The 18,991-nt window shown below is 46.4% G+C and carries 18 protein-coding genes; 14 read left to right on the top strand and 4 right to left on the bottom strand.

The features are described from left to right. Positions 1–52: 52 nt before the first annotated feature. Together ACWJJ5_RS11885 and ACWJJ5_RS11890 are read left to right on the top strand one after the other, a co-directional pair. Complete coding sequence (locus ACWJJ5_RS11885) at positions 53–1,807, top strand: peptidoglycan D,D-transpeptidase FtsI family protein (RefSeq protein ID WP_014305484.1); 1,755 nt, start codon at positions 53–55, stop codon at positions 1,805–1,807. 63 nt (positions 1,808–1,870) lie between these two features. After that, positions 1,871–2,587, top strand: a complete 717-nt coding sequence (locus tag ACWJJ5_RS11890) for a YrrS family protein (protein ID WP_070082151.1) — start codon at positions 1,871–1,873, stop codon at positions 2,585–2,587. A 39-nt stretch (positions 2,588–2,626) separates the two neighbouring features. Here ACWJJ5_RS11890 and ACWJJ5_RS11895 read toward each other — a convergent pair whose 3' ends face one another. Next, a complete protein-coding gene (locus tag ACWJJ5_RS11895; protein ID WP_003152771.1) occupies positions 2,627–2,830 on the bottom strand; it encodes a YrzA family protein in 204 nt (67 codons plus the stop codon). A 183-nt stretch (positions 2,831–3,013) separates the two neighbouring features. Between ACWJJ5_RS11895 and ACWJJ5_RS11900 the strand changes: the two genes are divergently transcribed. The 5 genes from ACWJJ5_RS11900 to ACWJJ5_RS11920 all read left to right on the top strand — a co-directional run bounded on the left by ACWJJ5_RS11900 (position 3,014) and on the right by ACWJJ5_RS11920 (position 6,800). Then, complete coding sequence (locus ACWJJ5_RS11900) at positions 3,014–3,655, top strand: class I SAM-dependent methyltransferase (RefSeq protein ID WP_003152772.1); 642 nt, start codon at positions 3,014–3,016, stop codon at positions 3,653–3,655. Positions 3,656–3,675: 20 nt separating this feature from the next. Continuing rightward, positions 3,676–4,371, top strand: coding sequence for a 5'-methylthioadenosine/S-adenosylhomocysteine nucleosidase (mtnN, locus tag ACWJJ5_RS11905; protein WP_003152774.1), 696 nt, complete (start codon positions 3,676–3,678; stop codon positions 4,369–4,371). Between the two features lie 47 nt (positions 4,372–4,418). Beyond that, a complete protein-coding gene (locus tag ACWJJ5_RS11910; RefSeq protein ID WP_454022427.1) occupies positions 4,419–5,342 on the top strand; it encodes an O-acetylserine dependent cystathionine beta-synthase in 924 nt (307 codons plus the stop codon). 1 nt (position 5,343) lies between these two features. Further along, complete coding sequence (locus ACWJJ5_RS11915) at positions 5,344–6,486, top strand: bifunctional cystathionine gamma-lyase/homocysteine desulfhydrase (RefSeq protein WP_003152778.1); 1,143 nt, start codon at positions 5,344–5,346, stop codon at positions 6,484–6,486. A gap of 83 nt (positions 6,487–6,569) precedes the next feature. Further along, positions 6,570–6,800, top strand: a complete 231-nt coding sequence (locus tag ACWJJ5_RS11920) for a YrhC family protein (RefSeq protein ID WP_013353003.1) — start codon at positions 6,570–6,572, stop codon at positions 6,798–6,800. Between the two features lie 39 nt (positions 6,801–6,839). Here the strand turns inward: ACWJJ5_RS11920 and ACWJJ5_RS11925 are convergent, their stop codons facing one another. Continuing rightward, the gene (locus tag ACWJJ5_RS11925; protein ID WP_003152780.1) at positions 6,840–7,331 is read right to left on the bottom strand and encodes a DUF1641 domain-containing protein; all 492 of its coding nucleotides are present in this window, start codon (positions 7,329–7,331) and stop codon (positions 6,840–6,842) included. A gap of 17 nt (positions 7,332–7,348) precedes the next feature. Then, complete coding sequence (fdhF, locus tag ACWJJ5_RS11930) at positions 7,349–10,291, bottom strand: formate dehydrogenase subunit alpha (protein WP_454022428.1); 2,943 nt, start codon at positions 10,289–10,291, stop codon at positions 7,349–7,351. A 306-nt stretch (positions 10,292–10,597) separates the two neighbouring features. On the opposite strand from fdhF, the gene ACWJJ5_RS11935 reads away from it, so the two are divergent. The 7 genes from ACWJJ5_RS11935 (at position 10,598) to ACWJJ5_RS11965 (ending at position 17,567) form a co-directional block, all read left to right on the top strand. Further along, a complete protein-coding gene (locus ACWJJ5_RS11935; RefSeq protein ID WP_003152783.1) occupies positions 10,598–10,966 on the top strand; it encodes a DUF2294 domain-containing protein in 369 nt (122 codons plus the stop codon). A 264-nt stretch (positions 10,967–11,230) separates the two neighbouring features. Continuing rightward, on the top strand, positions 11,231–12,031 hold the full coding sequence (locus ACWJJ5_RS11940) for a formate/nitrite transporter family protein (RefSeq protein ID WP_454022429.1): 801 nt from the start codon (positions 11,231–11,233) through the stop codon (positions 12,029–12,031). 389 nt (positions 12,032–12,420) lie between these two features. After that, positions 12,421–12,561, top strand: coding sequence for a YrzI family small protein (locus ACWJJ5_RS11945; protein ID WP_003152787.1), 141 nt, complete (start codon positions 12,421–12,423; stop codon positions 12,559–12,561). 173 nt (positions 12,562–12,734) lie between these two features. Continuing rightward, the gene (locus tag ACWJJ5_RS11950) at positions 12,735–12,890 is read left to right on the top strand and encodes a hypothetical protein (protein ID WP_007408227.1); all 156 of its coding nucleotides are present in this window, start codon (positions 12,735–12,737) and stop codon (positions 12,888–12,890) included. Positions 12,891–13,062: 172 nt separating this feature from the next. Next, a complete protein-coding gene (locus ACWJJ5_RS11955; protein WP_013352999.1) occupies positions 13,063–13,602 on the top strand; it encodes a class I SAM-dependent methyltransferase in 540 nt (179 codons plus the stop codon). Positions 13,603–13,811: 209 nt separating this feature from the next. Next, positions 13,812–14,378, top strand: a complete 567-nt coding sequence (locus ACWJJ5_RS11960; protein ID WP_003152789.1) for a TetR/AcrR family transcriptional regulator — start codon at positions 13,812–13,814, stop codon at positions 14,376–14,378. Positions 14,379–14,405: 27 nt separating this feature from the next. Then, positions 14,406–17,567, top strand: coding sequence for a bifunctional cytochrome P450/NADPH--P450 reductase (locus ACWJJ5_RS11965; protein WP_167860298.1), 3,162 nt, complete (start codon positions 14,406–14,408; stop codon positions 17,565–17,567). Positions 17,568–17,716: 149 nt separating this feature from the next. On the opposite strand, the gene ACWJJ5_RS11970 is transcribed toward ACWJJ5_RS11965, so the two are convergent. Further along, positions 17,717–18,925, bottom strand: coding sequence for an MFS transporter (locus ACWJJ5_RS11970; protein WP_070082149.1), 1,209 nt, complete (start codon positions 18,923–18,925; stop codon positions 17,717–17,719). Positions 18,926–18,991 lie beyond the last annotated feature (66 nt).

The raw sequence follows: 18,991 nt of genomic DNA on the forward strand, positions 1-18,991 counted from the left end.
GATCCGTTTAACAATGAAACACCTCGTCCAAAATGTGGATGAGGTGTTTTTTATGATCGTATCAAAAAGGCTGAAAACGGCCGTGATTTGTTTTCTGCTCGTGTTTTTCTTTCTGCTTGCTAGGCTGGCTGAAATTCAGCTGTTTTTTACAGAATCTTTTTCAAAATCCAATATTAATCTGATTCAGGAAAGCGTCAAGCAGCGGACGGAAGAAGTCCTTATTTCAGACGGACGCGGCTCTTTTCTTGATCGGAACGGCAAAGAGCTGACCGGAAAAAAGCAGCCTGCCGTCATACTGTTTCCCTTTCTCGTGACGCAGGATTGGCCGGTTGACCGGGTATCAGACATTCTCGGAATGAAACAGGGGGAGCTCAGGCAGCTGCTCACGGAAGCAAAAAAACCGGTGATCCTGAACAGCAGAAAAATAAAACATTTGACGAAACAATCCGTGGCAAATATCAATTCTTTGAAATATCCCGGCATTTACGGCGTATATATGAAAGACAGCAAAGAAACAAACATAGCCGCTCATCTGTTGGGCGCGACAAACCAGGACCCTGAGCTTTTGAAAAAGAAATACCCCGGCAGGAAGGAACTGCCGATCACGGCAAAAATCGGGACAAGCGGGATGGAGCGGACGTTTGATGAGTTTTTACTGGCGGATCAGGACACAAAACTTTTGTATCATGTCGACGGAAGGGGAAACCCTTTATTCGGAATGGACGTCAAATATACGGCTGAAGCAAACGCGTTTTATCCGCTGCAAGTCAAAACCTCCATCGACCGCAATATTCAAAAAGCAATGGAAGATGTATTGAAAGACCGCGGGTTAAAAAAGGGGGGAGCCGTCCTTTTAGACATTGAAAAAAGCAGTGTGCTCGGAATGGTATCAAAGCCTGACGCTGACATGTCAAAGCAGCAGACACTGCAAAATTACATGCTGACGCCGATTTATCCGGGATCAGTGTTTAAAACGGTGATCGCCGCAGCCGCAATAGAACAAAACGAAGTGAAGCCGGGCACATCCTTTAACTGCAATCTCAACCTGTACGGAGAGCCGGGGGATGACAAAGGCACGCTCAGTTTTGGAGAAAGCTTTGCCCAAAGCTGCAATTATACGTTTACAAGTCTTGCGGAAAAATTGATCAAAAAAGATGATTCCGTTATTGAAAACATGGCGGAAAAACTAGGTCTCACACAGCGGGCGGGCTGGGAAGGCAAGCTGTACCGGGAAGACGGATTCAGGCAGCTGTATAATGAAAAAAGCGGGGTCATTTGGGGAGATGACAAAGACAAAACCGTAAAAAAAGCCGTCGCACAGACGGCGATCGGGCAAAAGAACGTGAAAGTCACGCCTCTTGAAGTCGCCAATATGATGGCGGCGATCGCGCGCGGCGGTGAAAAAAAACAAGTCAAAATCGCGGACAAAATTGAATACAAAAACAAAACGACGATGGCGTCATTCAAAGATCAGCCGTTAAAAGGGGAAAACATCGACAAATATACGGCGCAGCAGCTTCAAAAAATTCTCAGAGAAGTCGTCACCTCACCGAAAGGAACCGGCCGAAGGTTTCAGGATCTGCCGTATGAGATAGCAGGCAAATCGGGAACGGCCCAGACGGGAATGTTCACAAAAGAAAAACAGACGCTTTACCACAAATGGTTTGCGGGATACTTTCCCGCGGACAAGCCGAAATACGCTCTCGTGGTGCTGCATATGGACACGCCGGGGGATAAGGCTCTGACAAATACAGTGTTTTATGATATTGTTAAAAAGGTACATGAAAATGAAACAAATCAGACATAGAACAACCGCTCAGCCCATGTTAAAATATATGCTGAGCAAGAGGGATAAAGGAGTGCAGAATGATTGAGCAATAAACAATCTCGTTTTGAAAACCGTGATAAGCGCAGAAAAGCAAATATGGTGCTTAACATTTTAATTGCTATCGTATCTATTCTTATTGTCGTCGTTGCAGTCAGCCTCTTCATCAACAGTCCGTCGAGCGACGTGAGCGAAAAAGCGGACACGAGCCAGAAGCAGGAAACACCTGCATCAGGCAAGACGAAGCAGACATCGGATGAAGACATAAAAGACAGCAAAAAAGATACGGCATCAGACGATGACAAAAAAGATAAACAGGATAAGGACACATCTGATTCATCTTCAGACTCTGACAGCAAAAAAGACGATGATTCATCGAAAAGTGATGACAGCAGCAAAAAAGACTCTGATTCAAGCGATCCTTTTAAAGGCGCAAAAATAACAGAGGGCGGCTCATCAAGCGAAGTCGAGAAAACAATTGTTAACCCAAAATGGAAAGCGGTCGGCACAAAGCAGACGGGAGAACATGCGGCGACGTATGACTCAAGCTCTGAAGACTGGTCCGAAATGCTTGACGCCATCTCTTACGCAACAGGCGTGTCAAAAGATCACATGACAGTGCTGTGGCTCGGAAACAATGGAAGCCCGCAAGATGCGAAGGGTAAAGTTTTAGACAAAACGAACGGCAAAAAGTATCAGGTCACCATTACTTGGAAAGACAAAAAAGGCTGGAAGCCGACAAAAGTAGAAACGTTAAAATAACCGCAAAAAAGCAGCTGATTATTCAGCTGCTTTTTTCTGTCATACGTCAGCTGAAAAATGCACCGACGCGCTGTAAAGGATTCTGCCGTCAACGGCCGTCACCTGATGGGATACAGAACGGACGCGAAGCATAATCGCCTGGTTGTTTTCAATCTGAACGTTTATTTTCTTTTCAAGCTCCTGCAAAGATGCCGCTTCGAAAAATTCTACTTTATCTTTGATTAAATCCAATTGAAAATTCATCAGTACAGATCCTCCTGATTTTTCTTCTGAGTCAATGAAAGTATAAGCCTTTCTGCCGTAATTGCGCAATAATCCCAAAGTATTTTAGTACCCTTCCATTCTTTTTTGTGATAGGATAGGAACTGTTCCACGATTAATCCATACTATACTCATAGGAATTATAAATTATGGAGAGTGAAAAATATGGGCCGTGAATTTATTCCATTATTTGAAGATTGGGCAGCGACTTATGATGCCACAGTGCACGGGGCAGACAAACAATATGCTGATGTTTTTAAAGGGTATGACAATATTCTTGACAGCATCGTCGCACTTTCAGGTTCAAACGTTTTAGAGTTCGGACCGGGCACAGGGAATTTAACGGCGAAATTAGCCGCCGCGAACAAAAAGGTGTTTGGTGTAGAACCGTCTCCGTCAATGAGAAAACTGGCGGCTGACAAGCTTTCTGACAAAGCCGTGTTCAGTGACGGAGATTTTCTGGAGTTTCCCGCTCCGCCTTTTCAAATAGATACCATCGTCAGCTCGTACGCCTTTCATCATTTAACAGATGAAGAAAAGCAAGCGGCTGTAAAGCAATATGGCACAATCCTTCAGAAGCATGATAAAATAGTGTTTGCCGATACCGTCTTTAAAGATCATGAAGCTTATGATGAAACAATTAAAAAAGCAATCCGAAACGGCTATCATCAATTAGCGGACGATTTAAAGACGGAACATTATCCGACACTCGGGACAATGAAAAACATCTTTTCAGAAGAGGGATTTGCCGCGCGGTTTACGCAGCAAAATGACTTTGTCTGGATAATGGAGGCGATTAAACGGTAAATCGAAGGGATTGTGTATAAATGAAACTGGCAGTCATCGGAGCAATGGAAGAGGAAGTTACGATTTTAAGAAGCAAACTGAAAGACGCAAAACAAGAGATGATCGCTCACTGTGAGTTTACGACGGGCAGCTATGAAGGCGTCGAAGTTATCTTGCTGAAATCGGGGATCGGAAAAGTCAACGCCGCGATCAGCACGACGCTTCTGCTTGACCGTTTCAAACCTGATTATGTGATTAACACAGGCTCAGCGGGCGGTTTTCATCATACATTGAATGTAGGCGACGTCGTCATCTCAACAGATGTCCGCCATCATGACGTGGATGTGACGGCGTTTGACTATGAATACGGACAGGTGCCGGGTCTTCCGGCAGCATACAAAGCTGATGAAAAGCTGATCAGTATTACTGAGGAAGCGGTTTCTGAACTGAACGGCATTCAAGTCGCCAAAGGCACAATCGCTACGGGAGATTCTTTTATGAATGATCCGAAGCGGGTTGAAGACGTACGCGCCAAATTTGCGGATTTGTACGCGGTTGAAATGGAAGCTGCGGCTGTCGCACAGGTGTGCCACCAGTTCAAAACGCCTTTTGTTGTCATCAGAGCTTTATCTGATATTGCCGGAAAAGAATCTGACGTTTCATTTGATAAATTTTTAGAACAGGCTGCCGTTCATTCAACTGAGCTTGTCCTGAATGTCATCAAACGAATTCACTAAGCGGGGGATTCTCGTTCTCCTCCGCTTTTCCAGGAGGAGGACATATATTGAACGTGATAACAGATATTACAGAACTGATCGGAAATACACCGCTGCTCCGTCTCAAGCATTTTGATATACCGGAGGGAACAGCGGTTTATGCTAAACTTGAGATGATGAATCCGGGCGGAAGCATTAAAGACAGGCTGGGCGGAATGCTCATTGAAGATGCGCTACGCACGGGAAAGGTGAAACCGGGCGGCGTTATCATCGAAGCGACTGCCGGAAACACCGGGATCGGACTCGCTCTGTGCGCAAGAAATCATCAGCTTCGCGCCGTTTTTTGCGTCCCGGAGCATTTCAGCAGAGAAAAGCAGCAAATTATGAAAGCTCTCGGAGCGGACATCGTCCATACGCCGAGAGAAGAAGGTATGCAGGGAGCCATTCGAAAAGCGCTTGAACTGGAGAGGGAGATTAATAATTCTTATGCCGTTCTGCAATTTAAAAACCGAGTAAATCCATTGACTTACTATAAAACGATTGGACCCGAAATATGGAACGCGCTCGGCGGGGATATCCACACCTTTGTCGCAGGAGCGGGTTCCGGCGGCACCTTTGCCGGTACGGCAGCTTATTTAAAAGAGAAAAATCCTGCCGTCAAAACGGTGATCGTTGAACCGGAAGGCTCGATCCTGAACGGAGGAGAGCCGCATGCCCATAAAACGGAAGGCATCGGCATGGAGTTTATCCCGGAATATATGGACGAGAACCATTTTGACGCCATTTACACAGTGGAAGACGATACGGCGTTTTCGCTTGTCAGAGAAGCGGCCGAGAAAGAAGGCCTCTTAATCGGAAGCTCTTCAGGGGCGGCTCTTTATGCAGCGCTTGAAGAAGCGAAAAAAGCGCCCGCCGGATCAAATATCGTCACTATTTTCCCTGACGGCAGCGATCGATATATAAGCAAAAACATTTTTCAAGGAGGTCAGTAAGATGAAGAAAAAAACGCTGATGGTGCACGGAGGAATTACGGGAGATGAAAAAACAGGAGCGGTTTCCGTACCGATTTATCAAGTAAGCACGTACCGGCAGCCGAAAGCGGGCGAGCACACGGGTTATGAATATTCAAGAACGGCCAATCCGACGCGGACGGCGCTTGAAAGCTTAATTGCGGAGCTTGAAGGCGGCGCGGCGGGATATGCGTTCGGCTCAGGCATGGCTGCGATTACTGCCGTCATGATGCTGTTTGACAGCGGCGATCATGTTATTTTGACGGATGATGTATACGGCGGCACTTACCGGGTGATGACAGGTGTGCTGAACCGCTTCGGCATTGAAGCGGACTTTGTTGATACGAGCAGTGAAGAAAAAGTCAAAAAGGCCATTCGCCCGAATACGAAAGCCATTTATATCGAAACACCGACAAACCCGCTATTGAAAGTGACTGACCTCAAACTGATGTCTGACATCGCAAAAGAAGCGGGCGTATTGCTTATCGTCGATAATACATTTTACACGCCGTATTTCCAGCAACCGCTCAGCTTTGGCGCGGACATCGTGCTGCACAGCGCGACAAAATATCTCGGCGGCCACAGTGATGTCGTCGGCGGCTTAGTCGTGACGGCTGATAAAGAGCTCGGTGAAAAGCTTCATTACGTGCAAAACTCAACGGGCGGCGTTTTAGGACCGCAGGATTCATGGCTTTTAATGAGAGGCATTAAAACACTCGGACTCAGAATGGATGCCATCAATCACAGCGCCGGGAAAATCGCCGAGCTGCTTGAAGCGCATGATGCCGTTCAGACGCTCTACTATCCGGGATCAGCGAAACATCCGGGCCATGAGCTGACAAAAGCGCAAAGCTCCGGTTTCGGCGGAATGATTTCCTTTGATATCGGCAGCAGTGAACGCGTCGACGCATTTTTAGAAAAATTGAACCTGTTTACAATCGCTGAAAGCTTAGGAGCGGTTGAAAGCTTAATCTCCGTGCCGTCCAGAATGACGCACGCTTCGATCCCGCGCGACCGCCGGCTTGCGCTTGGCATTACCGACGGGCTCGTACGGATCTCAGTCGGTATTGAGGATACTGAGGATTTAACGGCGGATGTGAAACAGGCGCTTGATTCCCTTTTATAAAGAATGGATAGATTTACATTCTCTGTCGGCTGTCAGCTTGTATTATAATGTTGGTAGACTATAAAACTGGCAGGTGACCTTATATGGAGAAGAAAAGACTGAAATCATTAATAGAAGATTTTAAGCATTACGCATTTATTCTGCTTGCAGTCAGCACCTTCATTTATATCGGCGCGGTTCTTCCCGGACAAGGGCTGACTGCGGGCCAGAAAATGCTGATGTTTGTAACGGATTGTGCATTTTTAGCGGGCGCTTATTTCTGCGTTGACCGTTCACTTATTTATAAAAAGAGGCTGGAAGAGGCCGATGAATAAAAAAAAGCCATTGTCTTTTGACAATGGCTTTTTCATTTCTTATTCAGACGGGGTTTCGCGTAATTCTTTTCCCATTCCTTTTAAAAACTGAAGCCCGAAGCCGAGCGCGCGGTTAATATCAGGATCACCGACGGCTTTCATCAGTTCAAACATACTGACTTTCCTGTCCTCCTTTAAAAATCTTTGCGCCTGATCCGTCCCGGCCATGGCGCTTTCTAAAAGTCTGCCCATAAATTCGGGATCAGCTTTTGACAGCGCGCCTCCCGCGGCCATCATCGTATTCAGAAGATTGGTGACAGGTTCCCGGGAAATCTGTCCGAGTGCGATTTTGGCAATCTCCTCTTTTGCCTGGAGCATATAGCCGGCGGCATCAAAAATGCCCAAGCCATTCAGCTCTGCCATAATGGACATCGTTTTCGCGACGGCTTCTTCATTTTCTGCGAGAAGCGTCTTCAGTTCTTCCAGTTTTTCAGCTTTCAGCTGTTCCTCTGTTTTCGTTTCTTTTTGAATTTCAGTAATTGGGCTTGCCATAATGTTTCCTCCTTTCCTTAATCAGTTAGGTGCACATAGCCCGGACGGTTCCATTTTCGCTGAGCTTCCACACCGTTTTGCGGATGACGTTTTTTGTTCCGCGGATTCGTTTTCGGAAGCGGCGGTGTATCACAGGAGCCGAGCACTTCCATGCGGACTTTTGTCTGTTTATAGGCAGGTGTATGTGTCCGTGAATCATACGCAGGCCCGGTCAGGAAATTAATCGCAGAATCTTTATCTGTAGAGTTCATCGGCAGATAAAGCTCATTTGCGCGGACACGGTCTGTCACAAGCGCATTCAATTTAACCGCCCCAAAAGGAGAGACGAGCCGGATCATTGTTCCGTCGCAAATTCCGCGTTCAGCCGCGAGCTCCGGCGATACTTCAACAAATACATCCGGCACTTTAGACTGAATGCCCTTCGATTTGTTTGTCATGTTTCCTTCGTGGAAATGTTCAAGCATCCGTCCGTTGTTAATATGCAGGTCATATTCTTCAGGGAATACGGCAGGCTCCACCCAATCGCTCAGCGCAAAACGGGCTTTTTTGTCCGGGAAGTTAAAGCCGTCTTCATAAAGAAGCGGAGTGTTCTCTCCCGTAAAGCTTCCCCACAGGAAGCTGTTCCAACCGCTAAGAACGTCGTAGCTTGCTTTTCCGAACAGCGGAGAAAGGCTCGCCATTTCTGAGAAAATATCGCTTGGATGCGTGTAATTCCAATCAGCGCCTAAACGATTGGCGACTTCCTGAATAATCCACCAGTCCGGTTTAGCATCACCAAGCGTCGGAAGCGCCTGATACAATCTTTGCACACGCCGCTCTGTGTTTGTAAATGTTCCGTCTTTTTCAAGAGATGGAACTGCAGGCAGGATGACATCCGCGTATTGCGCCGTTCTTGAAAGGAAAATATCCTGCACAACAAAGAAATCAAGGCTGGATAAAATGTCATGAACATGGTTGGCGTTTGAATCGACGAGCGCCATATCTTCACCGACAAGATACATGGCTTTCATGTTTCCTTCTTCAATCGCATGGAGCATTTCGATATTATCAAGACCCGGCTTGCCGTCAATTTCAACACCGTAAGCTTTTTCGAATTTAGCGCGTGCCTCATCATCGGTAATATGCTGATACCCCGGAAGCCAGCCTGGAAGAGTTCCCATATCGCAAGCGCCTTGAACGTTGTTATGTCCCCGCAGCGGATAGGCTCCGGCGCCCGGACGGCGGTAGTTTCCTGTGGCAAGCAGCAGATTGGAAATCGCCGCTGATGTATCAGAGCCGCCTGTATTCTGGGTAACGCCCATGCCCCAAAGAACACAAGTGCCGTCTGCATCACGAATCATTTCGGCAATGCGGATGATCGTATCCTGAGAAAGTCCGGTGATGCGCTCCGCATATTCTAATGTATACTTTTTCAGCGTTTCTTTATAATCTTCAAAGTAGTTGACATTCTCATCAATAAACGCTTGATCGTGCCAGCCTTGGTCAATCATATATTTTGTCACTGCCATGAGCCAGACTTGGTCAGTCCCTTGTTTCGGGCTGATAAAGAGGTCGGACCGTTCAGCCATTTCATTTCTGCGCAGATCGGCAACAATTAATTTTTGTCCGTGAAGCTTATGGGCGCGTTTCACGCGTGTGGCCAGAACCGGATGTCCTTCTGCCGGATTGGCGCCGACGATGAGCACGAGGCCCGCTTTTGCGATATCTTTAATTGTGCCGGCGTCACCGCCCATACCGACTGTGCGGAATAAGCCGTCCGTTGCCGGTGACTGGCAGTAGCGTGAACAGTTATCCACGTTGTTGGTTTCAAATACTTGACGCGCTAATTTTTGAATAACGTAGTTGTCTTCATTCGTAATTTTAGAAGAAGAAATAAAACCGACAGAACCATTTCCGTGTTCGGCCTTGATCGAACCGAGTCTTGAAGCGACAAGATCAAGAGCTTCTTCCCATGACGATTCAACAAATGCGCCGTTTTTCCGGATAAGCGGTTTTGTAATCCGTTCTTCCGAATTCACGAAGTCCCAGCCGAATTTCCCTTTCACACAAGTGGAAATCGCGTTAACCGGAGCATCGGAAACAGGCTGAATTTTAAGGATGTCACGGCCTTTTGTCCATACTTCAAAAGAGCATCCGACGCCGCAGAACGTGCAGACCGTTTTTGTTTTTTTCGTCCGTTTATCGCGCATAGCCGCTTCCACTTCTGACACGGCGAAGATGCTTGTATAGTCGGGTTCAACATTTTTCACTAAATCAATCATCGGTTCCATGACATCTTCTTTTATTCCTGTCATAAATCCGGCTTGGCCGAGCATTGATTTTTCCATCAGTGCGTTACAAGGGCAGACAGTGACACATTGGCCGCAGCTGACGCAGGATGATTCATTAATGGCGACGCCTTCATCCCAAATGACCCGCGGGCGGTCGCGCTCCCAATCAATTGAAAGGGTCTCATTCACCTGAAGGTTTTGACACACTTCCACACATTGACCGCAGGCGATGCATTGGTTCGGATCATAGCGGTAAAACGGGTGAGACATATCAACCGCGCACTTTGAATCATCTTTCGGCGTATACGGATATTTCTGATGCTCAATTCCCATCATTTCCGCTGTATTATGCAGTGTGCAGTTGCCGTTGTTGTTATCGCATACCGTACAGTAAAGCAGGTGATTCTCGAGCAGGCGGTCCATGGCCTCTGTCTGAGCCTCTTTTACCCTTCCCGACGTAAGCGAGATGGACATCCCGTTTTCTGCAGCCGTGGAACAAGAGCGCTGCAATTTCCCGTTTACTTCAACAATACAGGTGTCACATGTTTGAATCGGATCTACTTCCGGTACATGGCATATTTGCGGAATCTCAATTCCGTTATGGTTTAAAATATCTAAAATCTTTGACCCCTCTGGTGCTTCATACTCCGTGCCGTCAATTTTGACACGGATAGACTGAACGTCTGTCACTTCCAATTCCCCTCCATCTTTTAAACTCGAAAAAAAGCCATGCACATAGATACCGGCCTCCTGTCCGGAGAACGGTATAAATACGCATGGCGGAATAGTTCACTAGCAAGTCTTACTAACAGACCAATCCTATTTGTATAAAACGATAGACTCGTAACACGTTTCCTATTACAAATCCATCTTCACTGCTTTTATTATAAGGTGATATTTATTATAATACAATACGAAAGGAAAACTTTAACCAGGTGAAATGTCACAAAGGGGAACCGGGAATGTCTTTCATAGGCTGAAATCGGAGGGGACAATATGTCTAAAAAAATTCATGAATTTAACGATATTATCCGGAAATTGCGCAAAGAATTATTTGGAAAGGGGCCGGAACGAATTCACACCGTTTTTGTGGATAACATGGCGGTATCAACGCTTTACGGCAATCTAAGCGCAAGTGAGCAGTTTATCGCACGCACGCCTGAAGGAAGAGAAATGGTTCATGCGGCGCGGACCAGCTTAATTCAGGAACTGTATTCAAAACAAACGCCTGACGGAATGGAAGAGCTCATCGGAGCAAAGCTCGTGCATCTGTTTTCAGACATCAAGATCGAAGAGAATATTGCGGTGTCTGTATTTGTCTTTGACCGAACCATTGAAGAGCGCCGTGAAGAAATCAAAAGCTGAAAAAAATTCAATTGACACGAAATTGTCACATTTGATATGATATGAACTGCCAGCAGTGGCTTAAGGACGATTTTTTTATGGAATGTGTGCATGATCTGTACATTTTCTATAGCTAATATTTTCATTCTGCTTGATATTGTTGTATGGGTATGCATACAAGTTAGGCAGCATTCAAACCCGTTTTAGACGGGCTGTTTGAATGCTGCCTTTTTTGTTAGGCGTCTTTGGAAACTGCGGGCTGAAATGATAAATGGAGGGGTTATTATGGCTTTTCGTAAACCGGACGAAATAGCGGAGCTTGCGGTCGAATCAGGGGTAAAAAAGGTGCATTCACCGCTTTCAGCACTGATTGTATTAGGATTTTTGGGAGGAGCGTTTATCGCACTCGGTTATTTGCTTGATATCCGTGTCATCGGCGACCTTCCGAAAGAATGGGGAAGCCTGTCGAGTTTAATCGGGGCGTCCGTGTTTCCCATCGGATTGGTGCTCGTCGTTCTTGCCGGCGCGGAGCTGATTACGGGAAATATGATGTCGGTATCTATGGCGCTGTTTTCCAGAAGAATATCCGCCGGTGCATTAGTGAAAAATTGGGTGATCGTGACGTTGATGAATCTTGTCGGCGCACTGTTTGTCGCTTACTTTTTCGGACATGTTGTCGGATTAACCGAAACAGGACCTTACTTGGAAAAAACGATTGCGGTCGCACAAGGCAAATTGGATATGCCGTTTGGAAAAGTCATTGTTTCGGCGATCGGCTGTAACTGGCTTGTCTGTTTGGCCGTCTGGCTTTCTTTCGGCGCAGAAGACGGAGCTGGAAAAATCGCGGGTATATGGTTTCCGATTATGGCGTTTGTCGCGATTGGTTTTCAGCACGTTGTAGCCAATATGTTTATCATCCCGGCTGCGATTTTTGCAGGCTCTTTTTCGTGGGGTGATCTGATTGGCAATCTCATTCCGTCCTTTATCGGGAATGTAATCGGCGGGGCAGTGTTTGTCGGCCTTATTTATTTTATTGCATATTCAAAAAAAGATCAGAAAAAGCAAGGGATGAAAAGAGTTTCCTGAGGTAAGAAAGATGCCGGAAAACACGGACAATTGAAGCGGAATGCCAGCACATTTTCCGTCCAAATCTTGAAAAAAATGTTTACAAAATGGAAGCTGATGGATATACTTACAAAGTAAGAAAAAAGCAAAGGGAGGTTGAATCACATGACGACGTTAAACGGCAATCAAAATTTACAATTGAACCGATTCAGCCTGTGGAAGAGTTCGTGTCCTTCCTTAACCTCTGCCCGTCAAGCACGTTAATTTCGGAGTATCAGGACATTCGCAGCTCCCCGCAGGGAAAGAAGCTCCGTCTTCTTTTGTCTGCGGATTTAGTCTGCCCGCAGCGCATATGAAGTTTGCTGCGGGTTATTTTCGCTTGTGCGGATATTGAAAGGGGGTGAGCGATAATGACCATTAATCTTTTCTTTTTAACACTGACCATTTCAAAGCGTTTTAAAAGTGCGGAAGAGTATGAACGAGAACAGCAGGTCGAAGAGTTTTATAATGAAGCGAAAGAACGACAGCTGAAACACTTTTATATGAACTGAACGGACACGAAGGGCTAAAACGGAGGAGAAGGAGGAGATCATCATGTTCAGAATTGAACTGCTGAATCATTACACAATGGAGAAGGACCAGGTTTAGCGAGGATGTTGCTGTCACGTCGCAGACGGCCTGCATACCATGGTAAAGAAAGAAAAATTGGTAAGCGGGTGATAGCATGCAAGGCGGTCAGAACAGAATTCCATCCATCGGGCACGGGTATGCGTCAATGCCCCATTCATTTAAACACGGCTACGGCAACCCGTATCGCCGGCAGAGAATGGCGGCGCTTTCCCGGCAGACAAGATATATAGCACCGTATTATTGGTACTAGAGCAGGCGGAAAACCTACGTTTTCCGTCTTTTTTTTATGAAAACAAATATAAATTTCAAATAAATCGAAACGTTCATGAAGAGAAGTGCGTCTAGTTAGTACCTCATACTAATACGAGGTAATATTATTTCTGAATAATAAATCACAGGAATGGAAAAGCGGGTGTTATACAATGTTGCAACATACATCTTCAGCATTAAAACGAATGCGCGCGAAATACTTTGCTGCATCAGAACCGGCAGAGTCAGTCATTCAGCAAATCTTGATGGACATACAGGAATACGACCGCATTTTGGAAATCGGGACCGGAAACGGCTCAATGTTTAAACAAATCATCGGACAGCTTGAAAAGGGCAGTCTTAAAAGCATAGAAACATCGAAACGTAAAATACGGAAAACACAGCGCGCAAACCGTTCGGTTATAAAAGCCGGGCTCGGAAACATTCAGCAGGGGAGGCCTGAAAGCTTACCGTTCCGCGATCGCAGCTTTCATAAAGTTTTCTCATTACATACTGCTGAAACAGTCAGCGATTACCGGACAGCATGTAAAGAAGTGTACCGCGTTCTTCAAATTGACGGATGTTTCTATATGGTTTTGAAACCTTCGCGGATGAGTGAGAAGGATGTGATTCAGGTGCTCTATGATCAGCATTTCAGAGACATTTCAGTTGTCAGCAGAGATTCATTCCATTTTATTACTGCCATTAAATAGAATATTTCTTGGGAAATAAAAAGAGCTGCTTAAGTCACTGCAGCTCTTTTTGTGAAATTGGGCATATTTCCTTATTTTTGGTTATTTCACATCTATTTTATATTAAAAAAAGTTTTTTTCTTATACAATGGTAATCAGATGACCGTACATTTTAAATATTTTGAACAAACGGAATGAACATTCATTCCGCATTTAGAAAGGGGGATGAAATGACAGCTTCAAACAAGGTTGAACTCATTATGAAAGCGTCGCTTACTTTGTTTACAGATAGAGGATTTGACGCAACGACGATTCCGATGATTGCCGCTCAGGCCGATGTCGGAACCGGCACAATCTACCGTTACTTTGACAGTAAAGAGACACTTGTGAACGTACTGTATCAGGAAAGTGCGCAGCGTTTTATGAAAAAAGTCAAAACGGACTTTCAGGGTATCTCTGTAAGAGAAGGGTTTCATCACCTGTTTTATTGTCTGATTGATTTTACGAAGGAAAGTGAGTATGCATTGTTTTTTCTTGAAACGAATAAGGACGCCTACTTTCTGAATGAAACGAGCCGTAAGCTTCTTGATGAAATAACACAGATGCTTGACGTCTTTTTTCAGCGCGGCAAGTCTGAAGGTGTGCTCCGCAATCTGCCGTCCAATGTGCTGATGGCGCTGCTGCTCGGGGCATATCTCAAACTCTATCAGCTTATCCGGACGGGAAGCGTCGAAATAACAAAACCGTTTCTGAAAGAACTGGAACAATGTTCTTGGGATGCCATCAGAACTCATTAATTATTCGCCGAAGGAAGGAAGATCGATATGAAACAGCTAAGCGCTATACCGCAGCCGAAAACATACGGACCTCTGAAAAATCTCCCTCACTTGGAAAAAGAAAAACTGTCACAATCGCTCTGGAAAATTGCCGAAGAATACGGCCCGATCTTTCGTTTTGAATTTCCGAGCTCTGTCGGGGTCTTCGTCTCAGGCCGCGAGCTCGCGGCAGAAGTCTGTGATGAAAAGCGATTTGATAAAAACCTCAGCAAAGCCTTGCTGAAAGTCCGTGAGTTTGGCGGTGACGGACTATTTACGAGCTGGACTCACGAAAAGAATTGGCAGAAAGCGCATCGGATTTTATTGCCGAGCTTCAGCCAGAAGGCGATGAAAGGCTATCATTCAATGATGCTTGATATTGCCATGCAGCTCGTGCAGAAGTGGAGCAGATTAAATCCGAATGAAGAAATTGACGTTGCCGAAGATATGACGCGCCTGACGCTGGATACAATCGGCCTGTGCGGATTTCATTACCGCTTTAACAGCTTTTACCGCGACACACAGCATCCTTTTATCACGAGCATGCTTCGCGCGCTGCAGGAGGCAATGCGCCAATCACAGAGACACAGCCTGCAGGACAAGCTGATGATCAAAACGAGACACCAGTTCCAGCAGGATATTGAAGTGATGAATGAACTCGTAGACCGGATCATCGCTGAGCGGAGAGAAAATCCGGATGAGAATCTGTCTGACCTTTTAGCATTGATGCTTGAAGCGAAAGATCCTGTAACAGGTGAAAGGCTGGATGATGAAAATATCCGCTATCAAATCATTACCTTTTTGATCGCGGGGCATGAAACCACAAGCGGACTGCTTTCATTCGCGATTTACTGCCTGCTGAAAAATAAAGATAAATTGAAAAAAGCCGTTCAGGAAGCCGAGCGGGTGCTGACGGGAGAGACACCTGAATATAAGCAGATTCAGCAGCTGACATATATCCGCATGGTGCTGAACGAGACTTTGCGGCTGTATCCGACTGCCCCGGCATTTTCCCTGTACGCGAAAGAAGATACGGTTCTCGGCGGGAAATATCCGATTGCGAAAGGACAGCCGGTGACGATTCTGACTCCGCAGCTGCACCGGGATAAAAGCGCGTGGGGAGAAGATGCCGAGCTATTCCGTCCGGAAAGGTTCAGCGATCCCGCGGCAATTCCGGCTGATGCGTATAAGCCGTTCGGAAACGGACAGCGCGCATGCATCGGGATGCAGTTTGCCCTGCAGGAAGCGACAATGGTGCTCGGCCTTGTCCTTAAACACTTTGAACTGATTGATCATACTGATTATGAGCTTACGATTAAAGAAGCTTTAACCATTAAGCCCGGTGATTTTAAAATCCGTGTGAAAAACAAGGATGTGTCCAATCAGCAGTCCGCACAAAACCATAAAGCTGAAGGCAGCGGTCACAAAGAAGAAACGAAAGAAATACCGTCCCACGGAACTCCGCTTCTCATTCTTTACGGTTCAAATTTGGGAACTGCGGAAGGAATTGCGGAAGAGCTGGCTGACATCGGCAGAAGCAAAGGATTTTCAACTGAAACCGGCCCGCTCGATGATTATGCAGGGAAACTGCCTGTAAAAGGCGCAGTCGTTATTGTGACGGCTTCTTATAACGGGGCGCCGCCTGATAATGCGGCGGGTTTTGTGAAATGGATGGAAACCCTTGAAGATCAGGAATTAAAGGGTGTTTCTTATGCTGTCTTCGGCTGCGGAGACCGCAACTGGGCCGCCACTTACCAGAGGATCCCCCGCCTGATAGACAAAGTGCTTGAAGAAAAAGGGGCAAAAAGGCTGACTTCTATCGGGGAGGGCGACAATGCCGATGATTTTGAGTACAGTCAGGAAGCCTGGGAAGACTCATTCTGGAAGGACATCATGAAGGCTTTTCATATAGAGGCCGCTCCAAAACAGGCAAACAAATCACAGTTATCAATCGAATACGTAAGTGAAGCAGCCGAGACGCCGATTGCCAAAACGTACAAAGCATTTGAGGCGGAAGTCATCACAAACAAAGAGCTTCATACCGAAAGCAGCAAGCGTTCAGTCCGGCATATTGAGCTGCGTCTCCCGAAAACCGAAACGTATCAGGAAGGAGACCATCTCGGGGTGCTCCCGCAAAACAGCGGGGAACTGATCAGCCGTGTCATTCGCCGATTCGGTCTTGATCCGAACCAGCACTTTAAGATCAAGGGCCGGCAGCTGCCTCATCTGCCGATGGACCGGCCGGTTAATGCGCCGGAGCTTTTGGCGTCATATGTAGAGCTGCAGGAACCGGCAACGAGAGCCCAGCTTCGCGAACTTGCCGCCCATACCGTGTGCCCGCCGCACCAAAAAGAATTGGAGCATCTTTATTCTGACGATGCGGCATATAAAGAAAACGTGCTGAAAAAACGAATGACCATGCTGGACCTGCTGGAAGATTATCCGGCTTGTGAACTGCCGTTTGAGCGCTTTTTAGAACTTCTGCCGTCCTTAAAGGCGCGCTATTATTCAATCTCAAGCTCACCGAAGTCAAACAAAAGGGAGCTCAGTATCACGGTCGGCGTTGTGACGGCTCCGGCGTGGAGCGGCCGGGGAGAATACAGAGGCGTGGCTTCGAACTATTTAGCCGGATTACAAAATGGCGATTCTGCGGTCTGTTTCATCCGCTCGCCGCAGTCGGGTTTTGCATTGCCTGAAAATACGAAAACGCCTCTCATTATGATCGGAGCAGGCACCGGAATTGCACCGTTCAGGGGATTTATCCAGGCGCGGGCTGCAGAAAAAATGTCCGGTAACAGCCTGGGCGAAGCTCATTTATACTTCGGCTGCAGACATCCTGAAGAAGACGATCTGTACAAAGATGAATTCGACCATGCGGAGAAAAACGGCCTTGTCACCGTGCATCGGGCGTATTCCAGATTAGATCAGGACTGTAAAGTTTACGTACAGGATGTCCTGCTTCGCGAGGCTGCACAGATTATTGCGCTTCTTGACCAAGGCGGCCATCTCTATATATGCGGAGACGGAAGCAAAATGGCTCCGGCTGTCGAAAATGTACTGCTTCAGGCGTATGAAAAGGTGCATAACACTGATTCAAAAGTTTCCTTGAATTGGCTTGAACAGCTGCAGGCGGAAGGAAGATATGCGAAAGATGTTTGGGCAGGTGTGTAACAGAAGCGTAAGGCAATTGAAGATTGTGTTTTAATTGAAGAAAGCCGGCACGATATTTGAAATCTACTGAATCAAAAGGAATAGTTATAGGGAGTATCGTGCCGGCCTTATCTTTAGTATCGGACAAAAGAAACAAATCTTTAATGTTTTTATTGATTTACATGCAGGCGGCTATGTCCCTTTTTTCTGAATTCCGCCAGAAATAAAACCGGATAAGACAGCAATAGCAAAACCGAAATAAATGAAATGATACCGATCCAATGAAAATGCGTCCAAAAGAAACCGCCGCAAGACCCGGCCACGCTTGACCCGATATAGTATGCAAGCAGATATAATGAAGAGGCTTGCGCGCGCTGATCACCGGCTGCGCGGCCGACCCAGGCGCTTGCAATTGAATGTGCGCCGAAAAAGCCGAAGGTAAAGACGGCAATGCCCGCAATTTTAAGGGCAAGCTGGGGCAAAAGTGTCACCGCTGCACCGGCCAGCATAACAAAAATCGCAATCTTAATCATTTTTGAACTTCCGAAAAGGTCCGCTTTTTTCCCCATATAGACAGAGCTGAACGTTCCCGCGAGATAGACAATAAAAATAAAACCGATCACAGTCTGTGACAAATGATAAGGAGCCGCCATTAAATGAAAGCCGATATAATTATATAATGTCACAAAACTCCCCATTAATATAAATCCCAGAGATATTAACAAAAGCAGCCGTTTGCGGTGTAGAACCGCTCCGTATTCCTTACATGCCGCTTTTACGCCCGCATGCCGCTGAGATGAATGGCGCGGAGCCGGAAGAAAACGCCAAAACAAATAGCTTAATACAATAGAAAGAATGCCGATAATGGCAAGCGCCGGCCGCCAGCCGAATACATCAGTCAGAAGCCCCGTTAACAGCCTGCCGCTCATTCCCCCGATGCTTGTGCCGCTGATATACAGGCCCATCATTTTCCCGAGGCCCTTCGGATCAAACTCCTCGCCTACATATGTCATAGCGACAGCAGGAACGCCTGCCAGAAAAATACCGAGCAGCCCCCTCATCGCCAAAAGCGCCGGAAAAGCCGGACTGAACGCTGTTAATAGACCTAAAACAGAAGTAGCTGTTAACGACAGCACCATTAATTTTTTTCTGCCGAATCCGTCAGACAACGAAGCGGCGGCCAATAATGAAAATGCCAAAACGGCTGTTGAGATGGATAAAGTTAAGCTGGCAGCCGCAGCGGAAATATGAAACTCTTCCGAAAACAAAGGCATAAGCGGCTGTGTCGTGTAAAGCGTGGCAAATGTCACAAAGCCGCTGATAAACAGAGCCAAGCTGGCCTTTCTGTAAGCCTTTGTATGAGGCTGAATAAACGTCATGAATGTCCCTCTTTTCTCACTGTTGGTTATATATGTATCGTACGCTTTTCATTTCAATGTGTCTAA

It is taken from the genome of Bacillus sp. JK74 (assembly GCF_053663395.1).

Coding starts and splice junctions, on each gene's coding strand:
- ACWJJ5_RS11885 (WP_014305484.1), top strand. CDS start 53: ATGATCGTATCAAAAAGGCTGAAAACGGCCGTGATTTGTTTTCTGCTC.
- ACWJJ5_RS11895 (WP_003152771.1), bottom strand. CDS start 2,830: ATGAATTTTCAATTGGATTTAATCAAAGATAAAGTAGAATTTTTCGAA.
- ACWJJ5_RS11900 (WP_003152772.1), top strand. CDS start 3,014: ATGGGCCGTGAATTTATTCCATTATTTGAAGATTGGGCAGCGACTTAT.
- mtnN (WP_003152774.1), top strand. CDS start 3,676: ATGAAACTGGCAGTCATCGGAGCAATGGAAGAGGAAGTTACGATTTTA.
- ACWJJ5_RS11915 (WP_003152778.1), top strand. CDS start 5,344: ATGAAGAAAAAAACGCTGATGGTGCACGGAGGAATTACGGGAGATGAA.
- ACWJJ5_RS11920 (WP_013353003.1), top strand. CDS start 6,570: ATGGAGAAGAAAAGACTGAAATCATTAATAGAAGATTTTAAGCATTAC.
- ACWJJ5_RS11925 (WP_003152780.1), bottom strand. CDS start 7,331: ATGGCAAGCCCAATTACTGAAATTCAAAAAGAAACGAAAACAGAGGAA.
- ACWJJ5_RS11935 (WP_003152783.1), top strand. CDS start 10,598: ATGTCTAAAAAAATTCATGAATTTAACGATATTATCCGGAAATTGCGC.
- ACWJJ5_RS11940 (WP_454022429.1), top strand. CDS start 11,231: ATGGCTTTTCGTAAACCGGACGAAATAGCGGAGCTTGCGGTCGAATCA.
- ACWJJ5_RS11945 (WP_003152787.1), top strand. CDS start 12,421: ATGACCATTAATCTTTTCTTTTTAACACTGACCATTTCAAAGCGTTTT.
- ACWJJ5_RS11950 (WP_007408227.1), top strand. CDS start 12,735: ATGCAAGGCGGTCAGAACAGAATTCCATCCATCGGGCACGGGTATGCG.
- ACWJJ5_RS11955 (WP_013352999.1), top strand. CDS start 13,063: ATGTTGCAACATACATCTTCAGCATTAAAACGAATGCGCGCGAAATAC.
- ACWJJ5_RS11960 (WP_003152789.1), top strand. CDS start 13,812: ATGACAGCTTCAAACAAGGTTGAACTCATTATGAAAGCGTCGCTTACT.
- ACWJJ5_RS11965 (WP_167860298.1), top strand. CDS start 14,406: ATGAAACAGCTAAGCGCTATACCGCAGCCGAAAACATACGGACCTCTG.
- ACWJJ5_RS11970 (WP_070082149.1), bottom strand. CDS start 18,925: ATGACGTTTATTCAGCCTCATACAAAGGCTTACAGAAAGGCCAGCTTG.